We start from the raw sequence: 24,384 nt of genomic DNA, 5'->3' as shown, positions 1-24,384 counted from the left end.
TTTCTTTATACCAGCCTATGCGGGCTAGTCGCGGCCCAGGGTGCCGCTGGTGGAGCCTGCGCTTAAGATGACTACGATTACTCCGAGGAGGAGGACTGCGCCTTCTACTTTTGTGCTGCGGTTGTGGAGGGTGTCGAAGTGGGCGCGGTTGGGGTCGTCTTTGGGGACTGCGTCGATGACGCCGCCGGCGGCCTGGCGGTCGCGTTCCATGGCGGGGATGATGCCGTATTGGGAGTAGGCTGTCAGGCCGATCATGGCGAGGACGAGGCAGACTGAGGCGAGGGCCAGGCGCGGCTTGAAGATGCCCCAGGCGGGCGAGAGGGCCAGCAGGGCTATGAGGACTGTTCCGCAGACCAGGCCCGTGCCGTGGAGGATGCGGAGGAGTTGGCCGACGATTTGTCCGGCGGCGTGGGTGTCTGGCGCGAGGGTGGTGAAGGTGACGGCGGCGACTACGGGGAAGAAGGTTTCCGCGCCGAGCCAGACGATCAGCGAGAAGAGTAGAAGGGTGCGGATTACGGTCTTCATTTTGATGCTCCTCTCGGTTTCGCCATTCTGGTCGGTCTGGCCACAATCAAAGTCATTTGCGTGAATCGACCTTATGTTCCAGTCGTGTGAGCCCAGACTTGAAATGCGACTACAGCTATCGCTCTTACCGCAGACGATACGTAAAATCCGAACAGAAAAAACATCATTCCCAGTTGTCCGGAGTTGAAAGTTCGTCCTCTAAAAAATCTAGCGAACCACCACCACACGACGAGTGGAGCAATCAAGGCGTAATAGAAATTCTCCGTTCTTAGCAGCATCCCAATCAGTCCTTCATTCTGGACTGACAGGGGATGGCTCTTGAGCGGAACTAGAAAGAACTCCAGGACTAAACCAAGAGCCATACCCACGATCGCAGGCTTCTGTTTTAGAACGCTTATTTCTTTCATCTTCGAACTCCAAGATGTGGCTAGTATCTGGCGGCCATTCTTAGAAAAACTAGCTGCTTATTCGCGTCCCAGGGCGCGACGCAGGACGGTTTCTAACGCTGATTTCAGGTCGGCGTATTCTGTGGGGCTTAATTTGCCGGCTATTTTTTCGCTTTCAATGGCGAAGAGTTCTTCTTTCAGGGCTTCGAGCAGTAGTTGGCTCTTGGTGGCTGGGGTCATGGCTGGGGTTAAGGCCGGGGCTGGGGTGTAGGTTGCGTTGGAGATGCCGGGTTGCGGGATGGCTTCTGCGGTGGTGGCGGCTACTCCGGTTGGCTTGCGCAGGAGGAAGGCTGCGGCAACGGCCAGGATCAGGGCGAGTGCCCCGAGGATCCAGTACTTGTATTTGTTGAGGGGGTCAGGGGTGTCGATGGGGTTGGCCATGCCGCCGCCGGGTTTGCCGCCGGGGCCGCTGGCGGTGTCGTCGCCTGCCGGCAGTGCTCCGGGGCCGCCTGCTGCGCCTGGACCGCCTTGTGGGCCTTGAGGGCCGGCCTGGGTGTCGCGGGGCATGGCTCCGGTGCCGGCTACGGTGAATTCGAGGGGCTGGCCGGGCTTGATGTTGCGGGCGAGGAAGGTCTGGATGCTGAGGTCGTCGGGGACCGAGGTGTAGCTGGTGCCGGCGCCGGGCTCAAACTTCATGCTCTTGGGGAGCATGATGGCGACGTTATCGGCGTTCTGCATGAGCTTAGGCGAAAACTTATAGCTGCCGTTGTAGGGCAGGTGGTAGGTGAGCTGGAAGCGCGTCCCGCTTTCGCCTTCGTTGGGGCGGATTGGGAAGTTGAAGGCGTAGTGGCCCTTGGGCTGGACCGGGTCGGGGGTGGCGGCGAGGGGCATGTTGCTGGGGCCGACGGTGGCTGCGCCTTCGAGGGTGGCGTCGGAGGGGAGAACGATTTCGTAGCCGTGGTCGTTGGACTCGGTGCGGGGCGGGGAAGAGATGTTCTTCACGAAGTAGTTTTCGGTGACCTTGAGCTGGCCGTTTTCGGCCTCGATGCGGAGGACGTCGGCTTCGGTGGAGACGCCTTCGACCTTGCTGGCTACGTCGTAGACGGTGATTTCGACCTGGGTGGTGCCGGGCGGGACGTTCTTGAAATAGGCGCCCTTCTGATGCTCGACCTTGATGAGATAGGGAGCTTCCGACGGGGTGGTGAGTTTGAAGTGGCCGGAGCCGTCGGTCTTGGTGGTGCCAACTTCATCGAGCGCGGCGGAGAGGCTGAGCAGGGTGACCTTGTCGCCGGAGGAGACTTTGCCGGTGGTCTTGTTGGTGACGGTGCCGTTGATGGTTCCGGCGAAGGCGAAGGGTGCTGCCGCAAGCAGGCTGAGTGCCGCTGCCTGCAAGGTAAAAGTGCTGAAGCGTGTCAACGTGTCGATCCTCGTCGTTTCTTTGGACTGCTTGTCTTGGTGGCGCTTATTTCTAGCGAGCTGGCGCGGAGAGGGTATCCATCTCAGCGAGTACTGCTGCGGCTTCTTTTTCGAGAATGGTCCGCTGCACTTCGTAGTCTTCTTTGGGGTATTTGCCGGCCTGGAACTCGAAGTTGAGGTCGCGCAGGTTGGTGTAGATCTGCTCTTTCAACTCTTCGAGAAAGTCGAGGCGGGTTTTCTGCCGCTGGACGGCTGCGTTCTTTTCGGGCCAGAAGGCGTAGGCGAAGAGAACGAGTGCCAGGATGCCGCCGAGAATGATGCCTGTGGATTCTGTCATTGCTGCCCCTTACTCCGTGTCCGTTTCGCGGCGGATGCGCTCGCGCATGTCATCTTCAAAGCGTGCCTGTGCCGGATTCTTGGATCGCGCGGCTTGCGTGGCCAATGTCGGTTGCTGCTTGGCCCAGTGACGCACTAGCAGCACGGTGCCGAGCAGGCCCGCGAACGCTACGGCGAAGGGCATGATCCAGGCGAGGAGGTCGAAGCCTTCCGTCGTGGGCGCGGCGAGGACGACTGCGCCGTATTTCTGGACGAAGCTCTGCAGGATGAGGCTGTCGTTCATGCCCTTGGAGATGCCGTCCGAGAGCTCGTTGCGCATGACCGGCGAAACGGGGCAGCCGACGTGGTTGCACTCCAGCATGACCTGGCTACAACTGCACTGGCAAATCATCTTGTGGCCGAGGTCGTTGAAGCGCGACTCGGGGTCGGTGGCGCCGAGTGTGATGCCTACGATGGCTACTACGAGCAACGTTTGCGCGAGCCGGGGAAGGAGTCTTCGAATATGCATTAATCTCCACTCCGGGCCATGCTGGTGGCCGGTGTTGCTCCGGGTATACCGACGGGCTTGGCAGGGACTGCAACTGCCGCGCGGTGGGGCTGGATGCTGGGGATCTGTGCGACCAGGGTGCCGAAGACGACGATGGCGAGGCCGACCCAGATCCACATGACGAGCGGGTTGAGGAAGGCTTTGATGATGGGCAGACCCGTTTCGGTACTGCGGCCTTCATAGACGACGTAGAGGTCCCAGCGCATCATGGAGTGGTTGGCGACGATGGTCTGCGGCTGGCCGTTGGAGGCGTAAACGCGCTTCTCGGGAGCCATAGGCTCGTCGAGGACCTTCTTGCCGTTCTGGTAGACGTCGAGCAGAGAGAACTCGGTGTCGTAGTTGGCGTTCGATTCCTGGGTGTTGCCGAGGTTCTTCAACGTGTAGGGGCCGATGTTGAGCTTGTCACCGGGAGCCATGGGCATTTCAACGCTGCGGTTGAAGGCGTATCCGGCGAATCCGATGAAGATGACCACGAGGCCGAAGTGGACGAGGTAGCCGCCGTAGCGGCGGGTGCTGCGGCGGACGAGCAGGATCATGGACGAGAGGAAGTTCTTGCCCGTCTGGCGGTGGATGACGCCTGCGCCGCGGAGGAATTCTGAGGTGATGGCGGTGGCGACGGCGGCTGAGAGCGAGAAGGTCATCAGCGAGTAGAAGACGCCTTCGTCTTCCCAGGGCTTGGTGCCTCCGTTGGCCAGAACGATGGTGAGGACGATGGCTGTGACGAGGAAGGCGACGCCGGGAAGGATGAAGTTCTTGCGCAGGCTGCGGAAGGAGCTGGCGCGCCAGGCGAGGAGTGGTCCGACGCCGGTGAGGAGCAGGAGGAAGATGCCGATGGGGACGGCGACGTGGACGTAGTAGGCGCCGGAGAGGGTGGTTTTGGTGCCTTGCACGTATTCCGACAAGACGGGAAAGAGCGTGCCCCAGAGCAGGGCGAAGCAGGCGGCGAGCAGGACGACGTTGTTGAAGAGGAAGCTGGACTCGCGGCTGACGAGGGATTCGAGGCGATGCTCGGTCTTGAGGTGGTCGCGCTGGAGGATGTAGGTGAAGAGGCAGACGGCCATCGTCAGAACGAGGAACCATACGAACCAGGGGCCGATGGAGGATTGGGCGAAGGCGTGTACGGAGCTGACCAGACCCGCCCGCGTGAGCAGCGTGCCGAGAATTGTCAGCATGAAGGTGGTGAAGATGAGCCAGACGTTCCAGCTCTTCATCATGCCGCGCTTCTCCTGCATCATGACGGAATGGAGAAAGGCGGTGCCGGTGAGCCAGGGCATGAGCGAGGCGATTTCGACGGGGTCCCAGCCCCAGTAGCCGCCCCAGCCGAGGACCGCGTAGGCCCAGTGCATACCGAGGAAGATGCCGATAGTGAGGAACATCCAGGTAAGCATGGTCCAGCGGCGGGTGATGTGGATCCATTTTTCGCCGGGGTATCGCATCATCAGCGCGCCGAGGGCGAAGGCGAAGGGGATGGTGAATCCGACGTAGCCGAGGTAGAGCATCGGCGGGTGGATGACCATCTCGGGATACTGGAGGAGGGGATTGAGGCCGTTTCCGTCTGCCGGGACGATGCCGCCGCGAACGCCCGCGAAGGGGTGGGTGGCGAAGGTGACGAGCAGGAGGAAGAAGACCTGGACTCCTGCGAGGATGGTGCCGGCGTAGGCGTGGAGCTTGACGTCGATCTTATGGCGAAGGCGCAGAACGAGGCCGTAAGTCGATAGCAGGACGACCCAGAGGAGCAGTGAGCCTTCCTGGCCGCTCCACATGGCTGCGAATTTGTAGGGGGTGGGCAGCGCGATGTTGGAGTGTTCGACGATGTATTCGATGGAGAAGTCGTTGTGGAAGACGGACCAGATCATTGCGAAGGCTGCGGCGCAGACGGCGAAGAAGCCTGCGATGCCGGCGCGGCGGGCGGTCTCGGCCATGCGTTCCGGGGAGAACCGTGCGGGTTTGCCGACTGCGATGAGACGCAACGCTGTGGCTCCGGCGATGAGGTTGTAGGACGCCAGGACCAGAGCGATTAGAAGCGCAAAACTGCCAAATGCTGCCATAGGGTAGGAAGACTCCAAGGATCAGGCCACATCTATCATTGTCGCACCAGCAACCGGCGCTCACAACGCGCTGACGCAGCCTGATCTCATCCTACGGAAAATCGATGCGACTTGCGCCCTCCTAAGGATTGACTGCTAGCGAACGCCCCATTGCCAGAGGCCGAAGTTGACTCCCTTTGAGACGGGGTGGCCGAGTTGGCGGGCCAGCTGGGTCATTTGGCCACGGTGGCGGGCTTCATGGCCGATGAGATAGCCGACGAAGGCCCAGGCGTCGGGCTTGAATTTGGGAACGCGACCGGTTTCGAGCGCGGTGCGGAGGAAGCCGGTGAGGGCGGCGGCTCGGCTGGGGATCTGCGGGATCAGGATATGTCAGTCTTGGCAAATTTCGGACGAAGAATTTTGCTGTCGGCCAAGCAGGTAAGTGCTATTGACGCCCCGTAGACGGCGAAATGCCATGGGTCGAAGACTCTGCCGAGGAGGAGGATTCCCGCCGGCGTGAGGCGGAAGGCGTCCAACCCTGGGGAATGGTAGAGGCGGGAGAGTTCAACTAAGCCCGCTACGACGGCGGAAATCGCAGCGATGAGGGATGGACGACGCCGAGGCAGGACGGCTGCCAGCAGGAAATAAACCATTGCTGCCCAGAGGACCGAACCGCCCCATTTCACGAGCGGAAAAGGTAAGCCCATTGGAAGCTTGCGCAGTGCGAGCCCGGCTGCGATCGTGAGGAAGGCCAGAACCAGCATCGACATGCGCGGAGATCTGCGCACTCTCTTGCCGCTTGTGGCAGAACGATTCATGAAGCTAACTCTACCGACACGAGTGGCGTCGCGCCAGGACTAGCGTGGGTACGGCCTGCTCAAGCGGATTGCCTCTGGCCGATGGAGAGGAGCTGACGCACCAGCGTGCGCAACTCATCGGGAGATGTGGTCTGGGAGTGGAAGACGTGTTCTATTCCGGCATATTGAGATTCGACTTCCGGTGTGGCGCTTAACACCAGAACAGGAACCTGCGGCATGCGCGAACGAAATTCAGCTACGAATTCAGGGCCCGAAATTCCGGTCATGACATGGCCGGTTACAACGAGGGACAAGCCCTCCGCGAACTCAGGCGACTCGACAAGACACAATGCCTCGGCTGCATCCAGAGCACGGACTACTCCACGCGCCGCGGTCGACGAGGATCCTTCCAAAAGGGACTGCCGTAGTGAAGCGCGCAGTGGATTGTCATCCACCAGCAGAATTATGTCCATGTGTGCCCGCGACCGAACCAAACTTAGCATCAATCTTTGTCTCGGCATTCCCCGTCCAAAATTGCAACTTTTCATTGGGATGTAAGAGAATGCCCAATGGTTGCCCGGACGCGCGGGGGAAGTAAAACGTTCAAGTAGAGATCGTTCAGCCGATCAGGAACTCCTTTGTGCGGAGGTCTTTGATGGTGTCGCGCAGTTTGGCGGCTTTTTCGAACTCAAACTTCTTGGCAGCCTCGCGCATCTGGGTTTCCAGTCCCTCCAGATACTTGTCCATGTCAGCCTGCGACTTGAATTCGGGGACTCCTTCGGCGGCTTCTTCGAGCGGGTCGCCGTATTCGGCTTTGAGGATGGCAGCGAGGGAGTTGTCGAGTTTGCTCAGGATCGACTGCGGCGTGATGCCGTGCTCTTCGTTGTAGGCGCGCTGGATTTCGCGGCGGCGGTCGGTTTCGTCTATCGCCCGGCGCATGGAGTCAGTCATCTTGTCGGCGTAGAGGATGGCGCGGCCTTCGACGTTGCGCGCGGCGCGGCCGATGGTCTGGATGAGGGCGCCGGTGGAGCGCAGGAAGCCTTCCTTGTCGGCGTCCAGGATGGCGACTAGGGAGACTTCGGGGAGGTCGAGGCCTTCGCGGAGGAGGTTGATGCCGATGAGGACGTCGTATTCACCTTTGCGCAGGCCGGCGAGGATCTTGATGCGCTCCAGGGTTTCGATTTCGGAATGCATGTAGCGGCAGCGGACGCCGACCTCGGTGTAGTAGCCGGCGAGGTCTTCGGACATGCGCTTGGTGAGGGTGGTGACGAGGACGCGTTCGTTCTTTTTGACGCGATCGCGGATTTCGCCGAGCAGGTCGTCGATCTGGCCTTTGACGGGGCGGATTTCTACTTCGGGATCGACGAGGCCGGTGGGGCGGATGACCTGTTCGACGACGACGCCTGAGGCCTTGGTCAGCTCATAGGGGCCGGGGGTGGCGGAGACGTAGATCGTCTGGTGGATGCGGTTCTCGAACTCGTCGAACTTGAGCGGACGGTTGTCCATGGCCGAGGGCAGGCGGAAGCCGTAGTCGACGAGATTCGATTTGCGGCTGCGATCGCCGTGCCACATGCCATGGACCTGGGGGATGGTGACGTGGGATTCATCGATGAAGAGCAGGAAGTCGCGGGGGAAGTAGTCGAGCAGGGTCGGCGGCGGTTCGCCGGGTAGGCGGCCGGAGAAGTGGCGCGAGTAGTTCTCGATGCCATGGCAGTAGCCCATGGACTTGATCATTTCGAGATCGAAGCGCACGCGCTGGTGGATGCGCTGTGCCTCGACCATGCGGCCCTGTTTTTCGAGCTCGGCTTCCCACTCGGTGAGCTCGGCGACGATGGTGTCGACGGCTTGGGCCTTGCGCTCGGGCTGTACGACGTAGTGACTCTTGGGGTAGATGGGCAGGCGCGAGTACTTCTGCTTGACGGTGCCGAAGAGCGGGTCGATCTGGGAGAGGGATTCGATTTCGTCGCCGAAGAGCTCGATGCGGTAGGCGAGTTCGTCGTAGGTGGGGAAGATTTCGATGACGTCTCCGCGAACGCGGAAGGTGCCGCGGCGGAAGTCGTGGTCGTTACGCTCATAGAGGATTTCGACGAGGCGGCGGACGATGTCGTTGCGGTGGATGCGCTGGCCTTTTTCGAGCAGCAGGAGCATGCCGTAGTAGGCTTCCGGCGAGCCGAGGCCGTAGATGCAGCTGACCGAGCTGACGATGATGGCGTCGCGGCGTTCGAAGAGGGAACGGGTGGCGGAGAGACGCAGCTTGTCCAGCTCTTCGTTGATGGTGGCTTCTTTTTCGATGTAGAGGTCGCCGGAGGGAATGTAGGCTTCGGGCTGGTAGTAGTCGTAGTAACTGACGAAGTACTCGACGGCGTTTGAGGGAAAGAACTGCTTGAACTCGTTGTAGAGCTGGGCGGCGAGGGTCTTGTTGTGCGCGAGGATGAGCGCGGGGCGGTTGAGCTCTTCAATGACCTTGGCCATGGTGAAGGTCTTGCCCGAACCGGTGACGCCGAGGAGGACCTGGTGCTGCTCGCCGGCGGCGATGCCCTGTACCAGTTCTTCGATGGCCCGGGGCTGGTCTCCCTTGGGCTGATAGGGCGTCACGAGCTGAAAGTCCATGTAACAAGTATAGCCTAAAGGCGAATCTTAGGCGAAGGAGACTCAATGCTAGAGTCTGTGTTGATTTTCACACTCAACGATGTGTAATACTCTACACATTGAGGTGATGCGTGGCGACGAATCTCGCGATTGAAGATTCGCTTATTGAAGAAGCGCGGCAGGTTGGCCGGCATTTGACCAAGAAAGCAGCGGTCACGGCGGCACTGGAGGAATATATTCAGCGGCGTAAGCAGTTGGAGATTCTGGACCTGTTTGGAACGATTGATTTCGATCCTGCTTACGATTACCAACAGGGGCGTCGACTTGATCGCGTGGAACTCGATGCGGTCGAGGTTGGCCAGTAGGCATATCTGTGAAGACCCTGGTGGACACCTGCATCTGGTCTCTGGTTCTGCGGCGTAGATCTATGATCGCTCTCAGTACAGAGGAGCAGCAGCTAGCCCAATCGCTTTCTGATGCGATTCGTGATGGGCGCGTCGTGATCATCGGCCCAATTCGTCAGGAGATTCTTTCGGGCGTGCGAGAGTCTGTTCAGTTCGACAGGCTAAGCCAGGCGCTCAGCTCCTTTCCAGACGAAGCTTTGGCAACGCCGGACTATCTGAATGCGGCTCGTCTATTCAACATCTGTCGCAGCTTTGGTGTGGAGTGCGGACCAGTCGACATTCTGATCTGTGCCGTGGCAGATCAGCGCGGATGGTCTATCCTTACGAACGATCAAGCTCTGAAGCGGTGCATTGGAGTTATCCGTGGGGCCAAGTAGCTTGGCTTATCTGACCCAGAGGAAAGTTCGTCGGCGGACCAATATAGAACGTCGCGCGGAGTCGTGCTAATCTCAGCGCACAGCCATGCTTGATCTATACGGAGAAGAAGAGTCCGAGGCGCTCTCGATTCTGAAAGTGGAATCGGCGGCAAGCCGGGATCCGCAGTTCAAGACTGCAGAGCTCAGCCATATTCCAGGGACTGAAATATGCGCGATTTGCTCAGAACGCATCCGCGAAAACTACTTCCGGGTGCATGGGCAAATGGCTTGTTCATCATGCGCGGAGCGGGAAAATAAAAGCTTAGTCAGCAGCACACGGTGGGCTGGCGTGCGGACAGCCCTGTTCAGCACCGCTACGGTATCGGTTGGGATTGCAATTCTTACAGCGACAACCTTCTTCGCGGCGGGATACGAATTCGTTTGTTATTTTTTCATCGCATGGATTGCCGGCAAGGCGCTGTTGAAAGCGTCTGGGAATCTGGGAGGGCAGCGCTATCAGATTCTCGCAGCCGTTCTCACTTACCTGGCTGTTGCGCTGGCGAGTATACCGATTCAGATGATTGACGTTTCTCGCCATTCTCATGAGCATAGCCGGCTATTTTCTTTGCCTTCGCAACCTGCGGACGGTTCGAGCGCCGCAGGTCTTGATCAGTCGCACGACAGGTATTTAGGCCATATTCCGGCTGTGATCAGAGAACTCTGGATGGCTTTGATCTCGCCCTTTCCGCAAGTTCTACTGCTACCCATCGTCGGCTCCTGGTTTGTGGGAATGCTCGTGGCGTCCATGCGTGTCGCGTACTGGATTCCACGTCGCAAAATGATTTACGTCGACGGGCCGTACCGCGTGTCGGAAACGTAACGCCGTGATAAGACGCTAGAATAGAGTAGGAACGATCTTGTCTACGCTTACGCATTCTTCGATACGAACTTGCCCTAACTGTGAGGCGGAACTGCCGCTGGAGTCGCTGGCGTGTCCGCAGTGCCAGGCGCTGGTGCATGGAGAGCGGCTGGACCAGCTGGCCAAGGATGCGCGTGCGCTGGAGTTGCGTGGCTTGCTGGCGCAGGCTCGGGAGCTTTGGGAATATTCGCTGACGCTGATTCCGCCGGATGCGAAGCAGGCGCAGTGGGTGCATGACCGGATCAAGGCTCTGCTGGCGGCTGAGGCTGGGCCGCAAGCGGTTGACCCGAATGCGGCTCCGGCTCCAAAACAAAAGGCTCCGCCGCCTGCGTGGGTGAAGAAGCTGGGGCCGTTTGGACCGGTGGCTTTGCTGCTGCTGAAGCTGAAGAGTGCACTGTTCTTTGTCTTCAAGCTGAAGTTTCTCTTCAGCTTTGGGATCTACATTGCGCTGTATGTGGGCCTGTTTGGGTGGCGGTATGGGCTGGGGATTTCGGCCTGCATTCTGATTCACGAGATGGGTCACTTTATCGACATCAAGCGGCGCGGGCTGCCTGCGGATATGCCGGTGTTTCTGCCGGGCATGGGCGCTTATGTGCGCTGGAGCGGGCTGGGTGTGACGCGGCGGACGATGGCGCAGATTTCGCTGGCTGGCCCGCTGGCGGGATGGATTGCTTCTGCGGTGTGCTTCCTGATTTACACGAAGACGGGCGACCCAATGTGGGCGGCGCTGGCGCGTACCGGGGCTTTTATCAATGTGCTGAATCTGATCCCGGTTTGGGTGCTGGACGGTGGCAAGGCAGCCGACGCTCTCAACGTGGTGGAGTGTGCGTCGTTGCTGGTGCTGACCGGCGGGCTCTGGTTTTATTGCCGCGATGGGTTGTTTCTGCTGGTGGGCGCAGGATTTGTGTGGAGGCTCTTCCGCAGAGGACAGCCGGTGCAGTCGGACTGGAGCACGCTGGTCTACTATGGAGCGCTACTGGTGGGGCTGGCGGTGATGCTGCATGCGGTGCCGAATACGCTGGCGGATCAGGCTATGAGCTTCGGGCGATAAACTGGTCGCGTTCCTATTTTGTTTCGCGAGCGTGTTCTCTTCATGACTATTTCTTCCAATCCATATGCCAGCTATCCCAGCCTGCATGGGCGGCGAGTCCTCATTACCGGTGGGGCTACGGGGATCGGCGAGGCGTTCGTTGCGGGCTTTGCTGAGCAGGGTGCACGGGTGGCTTTTCTTGACATTCAGGACGAGGCTGGTGCGGCGCTTTCGCAGCGATTGGCAGCGGCTGGATGTGTTGAGCCGCTCTATCTGCACTGCGATATGACGGATGTTGCGGCGGTGCGAGATGCTGTGGCGCATGTGACGGAAGCGTTGGGTGGACTTGATGTACTGGTGAACAATGCGGGCAACGATCAGCGGCACAAGACTGAGGACGTGACGCCTGAGTTCTGGGATCAATGCATGGCGGTGAACCTGCGGCACCAGTTTTTTGCTACGCAGGCTGCGATTCCGGCGTTGAGGGCTTCGGGTGTTGGTTCGGTTGTGAATTTGAGCTCGATTGCGTGGATGATTCCTTCGGTGGGGCTGCCGGTGTATGTGACGGCGAAGGCCGGGATTTTGGGGCTGACGCGGACGCTGGCGCATGAGCTTGGGGTGCATAACATCCGCGTGAATTGCCTGCTGCCTGGAGCGATTGTGACCGAGAAACAGCGGCGGCTTGTGCTGACCCCGGAATACACTGCCGAGATTCTGGCGAGCCAGGCGTTGAAGCGGCACCTGGCGCCGGAGGAAGTGGTGCGGATGGGCTTGTTTCTGGCGGCGGATGACAGCAGCGCGATTACCGGGCAGGGCTTGATTGTGGATGGCGGGTGGATGTAGTTCGATTAACTTGCTGTCGAAAGTTCCTCTTCCAGCAGCTGCTTTTCGTGCAGACCGGCGTAGTAGCCGCCTTTGAGCAGGAGCTGGTCGTGGGTGCCTCGTTCGATGATGCGGCCGTGGGATAGGACTACGATCTGGTCGGCGTCGCGGACTGTCGAGATGCGATGCGAGATGAGGATGGTGGTGCTGTCTTTGGAGTATTTCTTCAGGCCTTGCAGGATGCGCTCTTCGGTGTAGGTGTCCACGCTGGCGAGAGCGTCGTCTAGGATGAGAATGCGGGGGTGGCGCAGGAGCGCGCGGGCGATGGAACTGCGTTGCTTCTGGCCCCCTGAGAGGGTGAGACCGCGCTCGCCAACGAGCGTTTCGAAGCCTAGCGGGAACTCTTCAAATTCGGTGCGAATATGGGCGGCTTCTGCTGCTGCGAGCATCTCTTCGCGTGTTGCGTTAGGTGCGCCAAAGCAGAGGTTTTCGGCGATGGTTTCGCTGAAGAGGAAGGTCTCCTGCGGGACTACGCCGATGTTCCTGCGCAGTGTGTGCAATGGATAGCTGCGGACTGGACGGCCGTCGATCCAGAGGGTGTCTTCGTGGACGTCGAGCAGGCGGGGGATGAGACCGATCAGTGTGGATTTGCCGGAGCCGGTGGGGCCGACGATGGCGAGCGTTGAGCCTGCTGGGATGGTGAGTGAAATATCGCAGAGGATCTTGGTATCGCCATAGGAAAATTTGAGGTGGCGGAACTCGATGTCGCCACGCAATGTCAGGTCGGCGGGGATGGATGGGTCGGCGTCGCGGTCGTCGATGGTGGGCTCGGAGCGCAGGATTTCGTCGAGGCGCTTGATGGATGCGGTGCCGCGCTGGAAGAGGTTGATGACCCAGCCCACGGCGATGATGGGGAAGGTAAGCAGGATCATGTAGAAGTTGAAGGCGACGAAGCTCTCGACGGGAATCTTGTGCTCGATGACGAGACGGCCACCGGCAAAGAGCGTGATGACCATCGATACGCCGAGGACGAATTCAAGCGTGGGCCAGAGCATGCCCATGAGTTGCACGAGCCGCAGGGCGCGCTTGATGTATTGCTGATTGGCCTTTTCGAAGGAGTCGATCTGCGACTGTTCGCGGGCGAAAGCGCGGATGAGGCGGGCGCCGGAGAAGTTTTCCTGGGCGGCTGCTGTAATTTCGGAGAAGCTCGCCTGGATGCGCTCGAAGCGCTCGTGAATGCGTGCGCCGAAGTACTGCACGAGGATGCTGACGACGGGCATGGGCGCGAGCGCGACCAGCGTGAGCCAGGGGCTGATGTGCAGCATGAAGAAGAGCGCGCCGACCGAAAAGAGGATGGTGTTGGCGCTGTACATGATGGCGGGGCCGAGGAGCTGGCGGACGGCGCTGAGGTCGTTGGTCAGCCGGGCCATGATGTCGCCGGTGCGATAGCGCTGGTAGTAGCCGGAGTCCTGCTTTTCAAGCTGCTTGAAGAGATCGTTGCGGAGGTCGAATTCGATCTCGCGGGAGATGCCGATCAGGATCCACCGCGACGCGTAGAGAAAGACGCCTTTCAGCAGTGCGATGCCGACCAGGATGCCGGCGTAGAAGAAGATTTTCTGGCGGGTGGCGGAGGTGTTCAGGTCCTTGATCGCCTGCTCGATGACCTTGGGCACGAGCACGTAGATGGCGTTGGTGGCCATCAGCGCGAGGGTGCCCCAGAGGTATCCCCAGCGGTAGCGCGCCATGTAGCGAAAGAGCGGTTTCAGGTCCCGAAGCATAGTTTCATTGTACCGGGCGGTGGGTTGCCGTTAGGTTGGGGTGCGGAGGAGCAGGTAGCCGCCGGTTAGGCCGAAGAGAATGTCTGGGGTCCACGCGGCGATGGCTGATGGGAGGTAGTTGACGTTGCCCATGGCGTCGAACATACCAGCTACGACCCAATAGCTGAGGGCGATGCCGATGGCTGCCGCCACGCCGGTGAGTGAGCCGCGCTTGCCCATGGAGAGCGCGAAGGGGATGGCCAGCACGGCCATGATGATGGTGACGAGCGGATAGGCGAGCTTGTGATAGAGCTGCACGCGCAGGCGCATGGTGTCAAAGCCGCTCTGCTGCAGGTCGCTGATGTAGTGTTCGAGCTGGCCGAAGTTCATCTCCTGCGATTGCAGGCTTTCTTTCTTGAAGTAGCCGGGCTCTTCATGAACTTCGGCGAAGGTGGCGGTCTGGAATTCGCGGAAGTTGAGCATGTTAGCGTCGCTGGTGTTGCGCTGCCAGCCGTTTTCGAAGTTCCATGCGTGGGCCTTGTCGTCCCAGACGACGCGCGAGGCGAAGATGCGCCGAGTGAGTTTGAACGTGGTCGGGTCGAACTCGAAGAGGCTCAGGTTGGCGAAGGCGTTCTGGTCGGGATCGAAGAACTGGTAGTAGAAGATGCGGCCGGGTTCGCCGGGATGCTGCTGGCCGAAGATCCATTTCTGGTCGGGGTTGAGGGTGGTCTGGGCGGGGCGGCCTTTGATGATGTTGCGGAGGGCTTCCTGCCTGAGGTTGGCCTGGGGCAGGTAGTACTGATCGAAGGCGAAGAGGCTTGCGGCGAGGGCCGCGGCGATGACCAGGACCGGGATGACGAGCCTGTAGATGCTGATGCCGGTGGCCTTCATGGCGATGATTTCGCTGCTGCGGCTCAGCAGGCTGAAGGTGACGAGGACGGCGATGAGCACGCTGAGCGGCGTGATCTGGTAGAGCATGGAGGGCGCCAGATTGACGAGGTATGCGCCTACGGTCGAAAGCGGGATGCGGTTGCGCAGGATGTCGCCGATGAGCTCGAAGAAGGTGAAGACGAGCATCATAATGACGAAGCCGGAGAGGATCATGGCGAACATTTTCAGGAATTCGCGCAGCACGTACTCGTCGAGGATGAGCGGGAAGCCTCGGGGTTTAAAGCGGTGGAGCGTCTTACTCAGTTGTGGTCCAAATCTTCTGCGGTAGCGGGCACGGACGGCATTGCGCCAGCCACGGTCCGAGATGGGAGCGACTTCGGCGATCTGGCTGGAGTTGGTTTCGTCGATGTCTTCGGCTTTGGGAGTGCGCGAAAACCAGCCGGTGATGGCGTTGAGGACGTTGCCGCCGGTGGCCATCTGGCTGAGTAGGAAGATGCCCGCTGCGGCGAAGACGAAGTTGGCCAGCCAGACTCCGACAGCGGCCGGCAGGCGGCCCTGCTTGGCCCAGGCGATGCCGAAGTTCGAGAGCAGATAGTAGGCGAGCACGAGCAGGATGGTGAAGATGAATCCGCTGCTTTTGCCGCCGCGGCGTGAGGCTGTGCCGAGCGGAACGCCGATCAGCATGAGTACAAGGCAGGCGACAGGGAAGGCCAGGCGGCGGTGGAATTCGATCCAGTAATGCTTGCCATCTGGGCCGTGCGCTAACTGCAGGAGTTCTGAATTGCCGAGCGCGTAGAGGGGGGTGTCCATGCGGCCGAGGTGGACGTCGCTCTGCGGGCTGAAGACGAGTGGGCGGTCGGTCTGGGTGAAGGTGGAGATATTGTACTGGCCGGGCTGATTGGCGACGGTCTCGTGTTCGGAGCCGTTGCGCAGGCGGATGAGCAGGCCCTGGCCGCGATCTTCAACGACGGTGGCGGATTCGGCGGTGGTGATGCGCGGCGCTGTCGGGTCGCTGACGTCGGCAATGAAGAGATTCTGCCAGTTGGATGCGCCTGCGCCGTCGCGGACGTTCTGGACGTAGATGACGGTGTTCTTGAAGTCTTCGTAGAAGACGCGCGGCTGAATTTCGAAAGATGCCTGGGAGGTTGCCAGCTCGCTCTGAATCGACAGGATGGCCTGGTTCGCTTTGGGGATGACATAGAGCGAGTTGACCAGGCCGAATGCGGTGCCGAGTATGGCAACGACAGCGGCCACGCGCACGAAGTACCAGATGCCGAATCCAGAGGCGCGCATGGCGGTGATTTCGGAGTCAGCGGCGAGGCGGCTCAGGCCGAGGAGGACGCCGACCAGCACAGCCATTGGGATGGTGACGAGGAAGGTGTTGGGCAGGGTGAAGAGGAAGATTTGGAGAACGGTGGTGAAGCTGGAGCTGTTCCGGACGACGGCGTCCAGTATCTGTTGCAACGGCTTCATGAAGAGGATAAACGTGAAGAGTGCGCACCCAATGAGGGCGTGAGAGGTGATTTCGCCGAGTATATACCGACTGAGAATGCGCACAGAGATGGGCCTGGGTTTCGTTTCCTGACTCAGTTTATCGTGACGGCCCGTCCGGCGGAGTCACTTTGAAGAATTGAGTGGAGCCTTCCAGCTTCTTAGACGCAAACTGTTCAGCAGGACGCTTACGGAACTGAAAGCCATTGCTGCCGCTGCCATCCAGGGAGTGAGCTGGAGATGGAGCCAGGGGTAGAGCAGGCCGGCGGCGAGCGGGATGCCGATGACGTTGTAGCCGGCGGCCCAGAAGAGATTTTGCCGCATGACGCGGGTGGTGGCACGGGCCAGAGAGATTGCAGTGGCGATGCCAGCCGGGTCGCTGGTGAGCAGGAGGACGTCGCCTGCTTCCTGGGCGAGCGCTGCTCCTGCGCCCATGGCCATGCCTGCGTCTGCCTGGGCGAGCGCTGCGGCGTCGTTGATACCGTCGCCGACCATGGCTACGCTCTGGCCGCCGGTCTGCACGGCGCGGATTCTTGCGAGCTTGTCTGCCGGCATCAGTCCGGCCGATACATAGGTGATACCAACGGCTTCAGCAATGGGAGCGGCTGCCTGCGCGGAGTCTCCAGTCAGCATTTCCACGTTGAGGCCCTGCTGCTGCAGCCAGACGACGGAGGCTTTGGCGGTGGGCCGGATGACGTCCCGTGCGTCGAACCAGGCGGTGATCTTGTTGTCGACCGCCATCCAGAGGCGGGTTATGCCGGGTTGGGCGGGTTTCAGGTCTGGCGGAAGAGAAATCGACCATTCCTGCATCAGTTCGGCATTGCCTAGCAGGATGGATTTGCCTTCGGCCTTGGCTGATAGTCCGCGGCCGGGGATGAGCTGGACGTCTTCGGCGGGCGGCCAGCTTAGGCCCTTGCTGCGTGCCTCGGCGACAACGGCGTGGGCCAGTGGATGGGCGGAGTGATCCTCGGCGGCGGCGGCGATGCGGAGCGCGTCCGTTTCCTGGATGTTTCCTATGGTGGACATGCCGACCAGTGCGGGCTTGCCCAGGGTCAGTGTGCCGGTCTTGTCCATCAACACTGTTTGCAGGCCGGCTACGCGTTCCAGCGCTTCGCCGCCTTTGATCAACACGCCGAACTGCGCGCCGCGGCCGATGGCTACTGTCAATGCGGCTGGGACGGCGAGGCCCATGGCGCAGGGGCAGGCGATGACTAAGACTGAGACCGTTGCTGCGATGGCGTCGGAGATGCTGCCGGTGGTCAACACCCAGCCAGCCAGGGTCAGGACTGAAAGGATGAGAACGACGGGTACGAAGATAGCGCTGGCGCGGTCGGCGAGGCGCTCCATAGGGGCGCGGGAGCCTTGTGCCTGCTCTACGAGGCGGGCGATCTGGCGCAGAGTGGTGCCTTCGCCGGCGGACTCGACGCGGGCGGTGACGGCGCCGTCGTAGTTCACCGATCCGGCGAGGATGCGTTCGCCTACGCTGCGGCCTACCGGGACGGATTCGCCGGTGAGCATGGATTCATCGACGGTGGTGCGGCCGGTGACGATCTCTGCGTCGGCTGGAATGCGTTCGCCGGGGAGGACAACGATTAGGTCGCCGATCGCCAGTTGCTCGATTGGCACGAACCGTTCGCCGTCATCGCGGCGGACTCGCGCTGTGGCAGGCTGCAGTTCGGCGAGGGCATCAACGGCGGCCAAGGCCGAACTGCGCGCTCGGCCTTCCAGCCACTTGCCGAGCAGTAGAAAGCCGAGAATCAGGAGGACGGAGTCAAAGTAGACCGCGGTGGGCTCGGGGCTATCGCTGGTAAAGATGGTCCCGTAGGCCGAATAGAGAAAGGCTACGCCGGTTCCCAGGGAAACCAGCGTGTTCATGTTGGTTTCGCGGTGCAGCAGGGCCTTCCAGGCGCTGCGGTAGATGTCGCGGCCTGCCCAGACGGCGAGGATGGCGGTCACGACCAACAATGCCCAGCGGAGCGGGGTTTCAGGAATCTCATAGAGCCAGGGCGCGGTCACCATGAGGACTGCGTCGAGGCCGCCCATGCTTGCTGAATCCATGCCGAGTGGCATCGAAAACAGCATTGCCGCCACGCCGGCCAGAATGGTGATCGCGGCCTTCCAGCCTGCTCCTGAGGAGTGTCCGGTTGAGGCTGGTTGGGATTCAGCGGTGGAGCGGGGAACGGCTGAATCGTAGCCGGAGTCACGGATGACGTCTACCAATGTCCGAGGAGCGGTCACAGTGCTGTCAAACTCCACCGAGGCGCGGTGGCGCATCAGGTCAACGCGGGCGTAGAGAACTCCCGGTGCTTCTGACAGCGCGCTCTCCACGTGCTGGCGGCAGGCTGTACACGTCATGCCGAGAACCGGCAGGATGATGGTTTGCGTCGACTGCTCTGCTGGTGCCTGGGATTCTATGTCGTTCGGTTTGCCGGAATGGGTCAGTGTCGCCCCCATTATTCGCTTATCCCGACGGCTTCGGGCCGAGCTGCAAAGCCTGCTTTGGCCAAAGCGGCCACGGCGAGCTCAGTCGATGCTAAGGTCGTCTCTTCGGGGGCGTCAAAGCGAGCCGCCCCGAGGCGAACCTCTTCTACCTTGAATGGTCCCGCGTTATGAATAGCCTGCGTCACTCGCCGGATACAGGAACCGCAGTGCATTCCGTCGATGTGTAATGTAATTTCCGCCACGTTCCAACTCCTGTCTACCTAGTTAGGATTCCCCGGGAGTGACAAAAGATGCAACGCGGTCGCAGTGAGCGGGAACAGCGGGCTACCAGACGGCCATTTCTGCCTGCGGAAAGAGATGTGGACCGGCGATTTCGGCCGACAGGGGAGATTCACTGGCGCAGCGCAAAGTGTCGGGCCCGGACAACTTCGCCTGGGCTAGGGTGTGTTCCGTTTCGCGAAGGATGATGATGGGCGATCGTCCGCGGCTGGAAGCGACGGCGGCGCATGCGGTCAGTTGAATTTGCGTCTCTGTACCCTCGTTCGGGGTACTTAGGAAAGGCTCACCGAAGACCTCAATGCGCATGCGCTCGGCCAGCATCATGGCGTTGATGGTGCTGCAGCCGGGGAGAGCCATGAGAAAGGATTCCGGACCGCTGCGCCCGAGCAAATCGTAGCTTCTCAGCATGCGGCCCAGCCGGATGGCGACCTCCCGCAGAAGGTAGTCGGCGGTCCCGGAGCCGAGGTTGTTACGGAGCCGGGCAAAGCCGTCCAGCTCGAGCATCACCGTGCTGAGCGCGCCGCGCAGTCGTTGGACGCGGTCGGTCTCGCGAAACAGGAGGGTCAGCATGGTGTCGCGATTGAAAATGCCGGTCACCGGGTCGTGGCGGACTTCGAGAAGACTGATTTCGCGCAGGTGTTCCAGTTCGCAGTAGAGCCCGTGGCCGCGCTGCATGGAGTGGATGTGGGTGTTCCATCCGGCTGCGTCGAGGTTGCGGGGGACAATGTCGTCGATGGCGCCTTCCCGCAGCCGGGCAATCCATTCGTCGGAAACCTCATCGGCGATCAGAGCAATGGCGCAGCGCTTGTGTACCTCATATTCGGCCATTGCCGCAAGCAATTGGCCGTTGCTCAGACCGGCCAGGCGCACATCCAGCAGCAGAATTCCCGGTGTTCGCAAAGTTTGTATCGCTGCTATGGCCTGGTCTCCAGCGGAGACTGTTTCAACGCGCAGGCCGAGAGAGTTGAGGATGCTGCGCAGGTCTGCGAGCAGGACCGGATCGGGCGAAGCCAGAAGTACCGCTGGGCCGGAGTTGAATGGCTGGATTGTGCGGGAGTGTGTTCCGGAACGCATGGTGGTTCCTCCGTACTCTTCCCATCGGAGGAAATTAGAAAGTCTTTAGCTCATTTCGGGAATTGCCGAAGAGATTTGGACTGTTCTTGGTCGCGTCATATTGCAGGATGGACCTGCGGCTGATGACTCGAAACTGAGCGCAAAGAAAGAGGGTGACCGGATGGCCACCCTCTTCTCTTGTTTGGTGCGGGATTCCGTTAATCGACGAAGTCGACCTTGGGCTTGATGGGAATGATGCCCTTCTCGTAGCCGAGGTCGAGCAGCTTGCGGATGGCCAGCTGGCCGTCGTCGCCATAGCTCAGCGTGCGCTCGTTGACGTACATGCTGACGAAGCGGTTGGCCAGGTTGGCGTCCAGATCGCGGGCGAACTGCATGGCGTATTCGAGGCCCTGCTCCCGGTTGTCGAGCCCGTGCTGGATGCTGTCGCGCAGTGCCTGCGTGACGGTGTGCAGCACTTCCGGTCCGAGCGAGCGGCGGACTGCGTTGCCGCCAAGCGGGAGGACGAGGCCGGTCTGTTCGCGCCACCAGACGCCGAGGTCGATGACCTTGCGCAGTCCGTCGGCGGCGTAGGTGAGTTGGCCCTCGTGGATAATGAGTCCGGCATCAAACTCACCGGCCTGGATGGCTGGAATGATTTTGTCGAAAGGGACGACTTCGGTTTCGAGGTCAGGATTGAAGATCTTGAGCGCGAGATACGCGGTGGTCATGGTTCCGGGAATGGCGATGCGAGTCTTCTTCAGGTCGTCGGTGGTCATGGGACGGCTGGAGACGACCATCGGTCCGTAGCCTTCGCCGACGCTGCCACCGCAGCTCATCAGGGTGTAGTTGTCCTGGATGTACGGGTAGGCGTGAAACGAAACCGCTGTGATATCGAAGAAGGCTTCGTTCATCGCGCGCTTGTTGAGCGTCTCGATGTCGCAGAGCGTATGGGTGAAGCGGTACCCGGGGACACGGATTTTATTCGTGGCGAGGCCGTAGAACATAAATGCGTCGTCCGAATCCGGACTGTGGGCGATGGTGATAGTGCGCGTATCTGTTACCGACCCCGCGCTGGCCTGAGTGCTACTCACTGAAGATGACTCCCTTTCAACTGACTTGCAAATGCTGGCTTACGAATACTGCTTTGCGATTTTGGACTAGCTGTTTTGCTTGCGAAAACGTGCTGCGCCGGCTGCGATCCCAGCGGCGAGGACGACCTTCAAGACGTCGCCCGGCAGGAAGGGAAGGACAGCGTGGCTCAGAACGATCCACGCTGGCGTATGGGTAAAGAGGGCGAACCAGATGGCGCCCATGCCCAGCGTGACGAGACTTCCTAGGCCGGCAGCGACGACGCTGCGCGAGAAGGTTGTTTTGCCGCGACGCAGAAGGGTCGAAACCAGCGGAGCTACAACGGGGTAGCTGAGCAGGTATCCGCCGGTGGGTCCGAAGAGCTGGAGCAGGCCGCCTGGTCCGCTGGGAGTGAAGACCGGCAGGCCAGCCGCGCCTTCTGCCAAATAGGCGACCATGGTGGCGAAGGCCACGCGCGGGCTCAGCAGCAGGCCGAGCAGGATCACTGCAAACGGCTGCATGGTCACCGGCACCGGCGTAAACCAGAGCGGCACCGCGACGTGCGCGGAAATGGCAATCAGTGCTGTCCCGGCCAGGACAATTCCGCCGGTACGCAGCAGGGTCAGGGCGGCACTCGGCTGCCCGGCCGCTACGGCCACACTGCCGTGGTTATCTGTCGTCAAATTCATAGCTTTACCCCCGGTTCGATCTGTTCCACATCTTCGAGCTTTGGTTTTTCTTCGACTGTGACCGCTTCCAGCCCCGGAACTTCTTCCGGCTGGGATCGTCTCTGGCGCCAGACGTGACGCGCTATAGCGCCCGCCACACAGACCAGCGCAACCACGGAGACGAGAAGCCCAATTAGCAACCAGCGCATCAGCACAGCCAATTCGAAGAATATCAGACCCCCGGCATGAGCCTTATGCCCCTACTTCAACTTCAACAAAATCAGCGCTTAGCCCGGATCCCGACTCATTCTGCGCTTGCCGATACCGCTCGCGTGGGGCAAGATTACTGTGCAGCTTCAGGAAGGATATCCATGGCTACCCCCATCAAGTTCGGCACCTCCGGCTGGCGTTCGATCGTCGCCGACGAATTCACGATTGCCAACATTCGCCGCGCTGTCGCCGGCATTGCCGCGTACGTCAAAACTCAGCCCGAGCCGCATCGTGTGCTTGTAGGCCGCGATCCTCGGTTTCTCGGTGAGTCGTTCGTGGATGAGGCCGCACGCATACTCGCTGCTGCCGGTGTGACGCCGATCGTTATCCCCGATGCCGCGCCCACTCCGGCCATCAGCTATGCCGTCAGCACGTTCAAGACTTCCGGCGCGATCAACTTCACCGCCAGCCACAATCCGCCGGAGTACAACGGAATCAAGTTCTCGACGCATGACGGTGCGCCTGCGCTGCCGGAAGTGACGAAGCAGATCGAAGCGGCCATTGTTGCGCTCGGCGACGATCCGGTGATTCCGCGGCTGAACACGCCTGAGCCGAATTTCGAAACAGTGGACGTGAAGCCCGCCTACATCGCGCGGCTGGCGGAGCTGGTGGATCTCAAGGCCATCAAAGCGTCCGGGATCAAGGTGGTCTTCGACCCCTTCTGGGGTGCGGGACGAGGCTACAGCTGCCACATTCTGCGTTCCGTGGGCGTGGAAGTCGCGACGGTGCATGATTATCGCGACGTACTCTTCGGTGGTCATGCTCCTGAGCCGGATGATCACCTGCTTGCGGATGCCAAGGCGAAGATGAACGAGACCGGCGCCAGCCTGGTCATCGCCACCGATGGTGATGCTGACCGCTTTGGGATTGTCGATCAGGACGGTACGTTCATTCAGCCGAACTACATCATTGCGCTGCTCTTTGACTACCTGGTGGAAACGCGCGGGTGGAAGAACGGTGTCGCCAAGTCAGTCGCAACCACGAATCTCATCAATGCGTTGGCCGATTTCCATCAAGTTCCGCTTTACGAAACTCCGGTGGGCTTCAAGTACATTGGCGAACTGATCATTGCCGACAAGATCGCGATTGGCGGGGAAGAGTCTGCCGGGCTCACCATTCGCGGCCACGTGCCGGAGAAGGATGGCGTGATTGCCGGGCTGCTGGTGGCGGAGATGGTTGCGAAACGCGGTAAGTCCATTGGAGTCCAGCTGAAGGAGCTATTTGCTAAAGTAGGTTCCTTCTATCCCAATCGGGAGAACTTCCACTTGACCGCGGATGCCAAGGCCAAGTTCACTGAGAAGTTGAAGGTAGATCCCACGGAGTTAGGCAGCCGCAAGGTGACGGCGGTTGTCCGCACCGACGGCCTGAAGCTGGTTCTGGATGACGGCTCGTGGGTTTGCTATCGCCTTTCAGGCACCGAGCCGGTGGTTCGCGCCTATACGGAAGCCAGGAACGAAGCGGATATGGCGGCTCTTTCTGCCGCGGCAAAAGACTTCGTACTGTCATAGAAACGATCGACTGTATTCGAACGCAGTATCTCTGTAGACCACTCCGTTCCGTCGGGATGGAGTGGTCTACGGGCTAAGGCGAAGTCCCCCGAGCCGCAATGCCAGAGACGAAACAACCCGAGCCCAATCCAACGCTTTTACAGCGCTGGTGGGCACAGTATTTGAGTAACCGTCGCCGTCTGGGCACGGTTGCAGCGATTGTGTTCGCGCTCTTCTTCGCCTGGCACGTGGTCAACGGGCGCAACGGCCTGAACAGCTGGCAGCAGAAGCGTGCAGAAGACAAGTCGCTGACCCAGGAAATCGACCAGTTGACGCAGGAGAATGCGCATCTTTCTCAGCACGTCGATCGCCTGAAGTCTGATCCCGGCGCGATAGAGCATGAGGCCAGGGAGCGCTTCCATTATGCGCGGCCCAATGAGGTCATCTACGCGCTTCCGGACGCGGCACCCAAGCCGGCGGGTCCGGTCGCACTGCCGTGATTTTCTCGATGGCACTCCGCGCCTGAGATATTCCTGCGACGTGACGTGCAGGTAAGCGCGCTCTCCATGAATGCGCAAATAATTTTGCGTAGAGCGATGGATTTCCGCAACAATCAGGCTAGCGATAACGTATGACTTCGAGAGCGCATGTGCGTCTCTAGTTTCGGCGTTCCAGTTTCGGCGTTTATTTGCAGGTTTTCAGTGGTCACAGAATGTGCCTGTTCACCACTCGTTTGTGATCTGTCCGGCAGCGGACAGGCGTGAATGTCTTTGGACACATTTTGCTGCGATCTTCTCTTATGCATTTTTGGCAGGCCGGCTTAA

At 60.3% G+C, this 24,384-nt stretch carries 24 protein-coding genes; 7 read left to right on the top strand and 17 right to left on the bottom strand.

What is annotated here, in order from left to right; genetic code table 11:
• Positions 1 to 24: 24 nt before the first annotated feature.
• From AC5S27_RS14335 to uvrB, 9 genes are all read right to left on the bottom strand, one after another.
• Positions 25 to 525, bottom strand: a complete 501-nt coding sequence (locus AC5S27_RS14335; RefSeq protein ID WP_493935247.1) for a DUF4149 domain-containing protein — start codon at positions 523 to 525, stop codon at positions 25 to 27.
• A gap of 464 nt (positions 526 to 989) precedes the next feature.
• Positions 990 to 2,327 (bottom strand): carboxypeptidase regulatory-like domain-containing protein, encoded by a 1,338-nt coding sequence (locus AC5S27_RS14330; RefSeq protein WP_493935246.1) that lies wholly within the window; start codon positions 2,325 to 2,327, stop codon positions 990 to 992.
• A gap of 52 nt (positions 2,328 to 2,379) precedes the next feature.
• A complete protein-coding gene (locus tag AC5S27_RS14325; RefSeq protein ID WP_493935245.1) occupies positions 2,380 to 2,664 on the bottom strand; it encodes a hypothetical protein in 285 nt (94 codons plus the stop codon).
• 9 nt (positions 2,665 to 2,673) lie between these two features.
• Entirely contained in the window at positions 2,674 to 3,171 is a 498-nt protein-coding gene (locus AC5S27_RS14320; RefSeq protein ID WP_493935244.1) for a cytochrome c-type biogenesis protein, read from the bottom strand.
• On the bottom strand, positions 3,171 to 5,258 hold the full coding sequence (locus AC5S27_RS14315) for a heme lyase CcmF/NrfE family subunit (protein WP_493935243.1): 2,088 nt from the start codon (positions 5,256 to 5,258) through the stop codon (positions 3,171 to 3,173). The genes AC5S27_RS14320 and AC5S27_RS14315 overlap by 1 nt, the downstream gene beginning before the upstream one ends.
• Positions 5,259 to 5,393: 135 nt before the next feature.
• Entirely contained in the window at positions 5,394 to 5,609 is a 216-nt protein-coding gene (locus AC5S27_RS14310) for a DinB family protein (RefSeq protein ID WP_493937315.1), read from the bottom strand.
• A gap of 8 nt (positions 5,610 to 5,617) precedes the next feature.
• Positions 5,618 to 6,055, bottom strand: coding sequence for a ribosomal maturation YjgA family protein (locus tag AC5S27_RS14305; RefSeq protein WP_493935242.1), 438 nt, complete (start codon positions 6,053 to 6,055; stop codon positions 5,618 to 5,620).
• Between the two features lie 59 nt (positions 6,056 to 6,114).
• A complete protein-coding gene (locus tag AC5S27_RS14300; protein WP_493935241.1) occupies positions 6,115 to 6,507 on the bottom strand; it encodes a response regulator in 393 nt (130 codons plus the stop codon).
• A gap of 145 nt (positions 6,508 to 6,652) precedes the next feature.
• Complete coding sequence (gene uvrB, locus AC5S27_RS14295; protein WP_493935240.1) at positions 6,653 to 8,644, bottom strand: excinuclease ABC subunit UvrB; 1,992 nt, start codon at positions 8,642 to 8,644, stop codon at positions 6,653 to 6,655.
• Positions 8,645 to 8,754: 110 nt separating this feature from the next.
• Here uvrB and AC5S27_RS14290 point away from each other — a divergent pair, with 110 nt between their 5' ends.
• The 5 genes from AC5S27_RS14290 (at position 8,755) to AC5S27_RS14270 (ending at position 12,175) form a co-directional block, all read left to right on the top strand.
• Positions 8,755 to 8,988 carry a type II toxin-antitoxin system VapB family antitoxin gene (locus AC5S27_RS14290; RefSeq protein ID WP_493935239.1) on the top strand — a complete coding sequence of 78 codons (234 nt, stop codon included), beginning with the start codon at positions 8,755 to 8,757 and terminating at the stop codon, positions 8,986 to 8,988.
• Between the two features lie 8 nt (positions 8,989 to 8,996).
• On the top strand, positions 8,997 to 9,404 hold the full coding sequence (locus tag AC5S27_RS14285; RefSeq protein WP_493935238.1) for a PIN domain-containing protein: 408 nt from the start codon (positions 8,997 to 8,999) through the stop codon (positions 9,402 to 9,404).
• 85 nt (positions 9,405 to 9,489) lie between these two features.
• On the top strand, positions 9,490 to 10,263 hold the full coding sequence (locus AC5S27_RS14280; RefSeq protein WP_493935237.1) for an RING finger protein: 774 nt from the start codon (positions 9,490 to 9,492) through the stop codon (positions 10,261 to 10,263).
• A gap of 37 nt (positions 10,264 to 10,300) precedes the next feature.
• On the top strand, positions 10,301 to 11,353 hold the full coding sequence (locus tag AC5S27_RS14275) for a site-2 protease family protein (RefSeq protein WP_493935236.1): 1,053 nt from the start codon (positions 10,301 to 10,303) through the stop codon (positions 11,351 to 11,353).
• A 42-nt stretch (positions 11,354 to 11,395) separates the two neighbouring features.
• Complete coding sequence (locus AC5S27_RS14270) at positions 11,396 to 12,175, top strand: SDR family NAD(P)-dependent oxidoreductase (protein ID WP_493935235.1); 780 nt, start codon at positions 11,396 to 11,398, stop codon at positions 12,173 to 12,175.
• A gap of 5 nt (positions 12,176 to 12,180) precedes the next feature.
• Here the strand turns inward: AC5S27_RS14270 and AC5S27_RS14265 are convergent, their stop codons facing one another.
• From AC5S27_RS14265 to AC5S27_RS14230, 8 genes are all read right to left on the bottom strand, one after another.
• Positions 12,181 to 13,932, bottom strand: coding sequence for an ABC transporter ATP-binding protein (locus AC5S27_RS14265; RefSeq protein ID WP_493935234.1), 1,752 nt, complete (start codon positions 13,930 to 13,932; stop codon positions 12,181 to 12,183).
• A gap of 30 nt (positions 13,933 to 13,962) precedes the next feature.
• Positions 13,963 to 16,359, bottom strand: a complete 2,397-nt coding sequence (gene lptF / locus AC5S27_RS14260; protein ID WP_493935233.1) for an LPS export ABC transporter permease LptF — start codon at positions 16,357 to 16,359, stop codon at positions 13,963 to 13,965.
• 60 nt (positions 16,360 to 16,419) lie between these two features.
• Positions 16,420 to 18,747, bottom strand: a complete 2,328-nt coding sequence (locus tag AC5S27_RS14255) for a heavy metal translocating P-type ATPase (RefSeq protein ID WP_493935232.1) — start codon at positions 18,745 to 18,747, stop codon at positions 16,420 to 16,422.
• Positions 18,747 to 18,977: a heavy-metal-associated domain-containing protein gene (locus AC5S27_RS14250; protein ID WP_493935231.1), complete on the bottom strand. Its 231-nt coding sequence runs from the start codon at positions 18,975 to 18,977 to the stop codon at positions 18,747 to 18,749. The genes AC5S27_RS14255 and AC5S27_RS14250 overlap by 1 nt, the downstream gene beginning before the upstream one ends.
• Before the next feature lie 82 nt (positions 18,978 to 19,059).
• The gene (locus AC5S27_RS14245) at positions 19,060 to 20,088 is read right to left on the bottom strand and encodes a GGDEF domain-containing response regulator (protein ID WP_493935230.1); all 1,029 of its coding nucleotides are present in this window, start codon (positions 20,086 to 20,088) and stop codon (positions 19,060 to 19,062) included.
• Between the two features lie 197 nt (positions 20,089 to 20,285).
• Positions 20,286 to 21,158 carry a menaquinone biosynthesis family protein gene (locus tag AC5S27_RS14240; protein WP_493935229.1) on the bottom strand — a complete coding sequence of 291 codons (873 nt, stop codon included), beginning with the start codon at positions 21,156 to 21,158 and terminating at the stop codon, positions 20,286 to 20,288.
• Positions 21,159 to 21,224: 66 nt separating this feature from the next.
• The gene (locus AC5S27_RS14235) at positions 21,225 to 21,824 is read right to left on the bottom strand and encodes a biotin transporter BioY (RefSeq protein ID WP_493935228.1); all 600 of its coding nucleotides are present in this window, start codon (positions 21,822 to 21,824) and stop codon (positions 21,225 to 21,227) included.
• Positions 21,821 to 22,012, bottom strand: coding sequence for a hypothetical protein (locus AC5S27_RS14230; protein WP_493935227.1), 192 nt, complete (start codon positions 22,010 to 22,012; stop codon positions 21,821 to 21,823). Before AC5S27_RS14230 ends, AC5S27_RS14235 begins: the two co-directional genes overlap by 4 nt.
• Positions 22,013 to 22,174: 162 nt before the next feature.
• Between AC5S27_RS14230 and AC5S27_RS14225 the strand changes: the two genes are divergently transcribed.
• Both AC5S27_RS14225 and AC5S27_RS14220 read left to right on the top strand, forming a co-directional pair.
• Positions 22,175 to 23,581 carry a phosphoglucomutase/phosphomannomutase family protein gene (locus AC5S27_RS14225; protein WP_493935226.1) on the top strand — a complete coding sequence of 469 codons (1,407 nt, stop codon included), beginning with the start codon at positions 22,175 to 22,177 and terminating at the stop codon, positions 23,579 to 23,581.
• Positions 23,582 to 23,679: 98 nt separating this feature from the next.
• A complete protein-coding gene (locus AC5S27_RS14220) occupies positions 23,680 to 24,060 on the top strand; it encodes an FtsB family cell division protein (RefSeq protein WP_493935225.1) in 381 nt (126 codons plus the stop codon).
• Positions 24,061 to 24,384: the final 324 nt, after the last annotated feature.

The organism is Acidicapsa borealis, from assembly GCF_059115245.1.
Note: the sequence above shows the minus strand (reverse complement) of the source record. Positions and strands in the feature narration are given on the sequence as shown.

Coding starts and splice junctions, on each gene's coding strand:
- AC5S27_RS14235 (WP_493935228.1), bottom strand. CDS start 21,824: ATGAATTTGACGACAGATAACCACGGCAGTGTGGCCGTAGCGGCCGGG.
- AC5S27_RS14245 (WP_493935230.1), bottom strand. CDS start 20,088: ATGCGTTCCGGAACACACTCCCGCACAATCCAGCCATTCAACTCCGGC.
- AC5S27_RS14300 (WP_493935241.1), bottom strand. CDS start 6,507: ATGGACATAATTCTGCTGGTGGATGACAATCCACTGCGCGCTTCACTA.
- AC5S27_RS14255 (WP_493935232.1), bottom strand. CDS start 18,747: ATGGGGGCGACACTGACCCATTCCGGCAAACCGAACGACATAGAATCC.
- AC5S27_RS14220 (WP_493935225.1), top strand. CDS start 23,680: ATGCCAGAGACGAAACAACCCGAGCCCAATCCAACGCTTTTACAGCGC.
- AC5S27_RS14280 (WP_493935237.1), top strand. CDS start 9,490: ATGCTTGATCTATACGGAGAAGAAGAGTCCGAGGCGCTCTCGATTCTG.
- AC5S27_RS14325 (WP_493935245.1), bottom strand. CDS start 2,664: ATGACAGAATCCACAGGCATCATTCTCGGCGGCATCCTGGCACTCGTT.
- AC5S27_RS14320 (WP_493935244.1), bottom strand. CDS start 3,171: ATGCATATTCGAAGACTCCTTCCCCGGCTCGCGCAAACGTTGCTCGTA.
- AC5S27_RS14305 (WP_493935242.1), bottom strand. CDS start 6,055: ATGAATCGTTCTGCCACAAGCGGCAAGAGAGTGCGCAGATCTCCGCGC.
- AC5S27_RS14270 (WP_493935235.1), top strand. CDS start 11,396: ATGACTATTTCTTCCAATCCATATGCCAGCTATCCCAGCCTGCATGGG.
- uvrB (WP_493935240.1), bottom strand. CDS start 8,644: ATGGACTTTCAGCTCGTGACGCCCTATCAGCCCAAGGGAGACCAGCCC.
- AC5S27_RS14315 (WP_493935243.1), bottom strand. CDS start 5,258: ATGGCAGCATTTGGCAGTTTTGCGCTTCTAATCGCTCTGGTCCTGGCG.
- AC5S27_RS14265 (WP_493935234.1), bottom strand. CDS start 13,932: ATGCTTCGGGACCTGAAACCGCTCTTTCGCTACATGGCGCGCTACCGC.
- AC5S27_RS14225 (WP_493935226.1), top strand. CDS start 22,175: ATGGCTACCCCCATCAAGTTCGGCACCTCCGGCTGGCGTTCGATCGTC.
- AC5S27_RS14230 (WP_493935227.1), bottom strand. CDS start 22,012: ATGCGCTGGTTGCTAATTGGGCTTCTCGTCTCCGTGGTTGCGCTGGTC.
- AC5S27_RS14335 (WP_493935247.1), bottom strand. CDS start 525: ATGAAGACCGTAATCCGCACCCTTCTACTCTTCTCGCTGATCGTCTGG.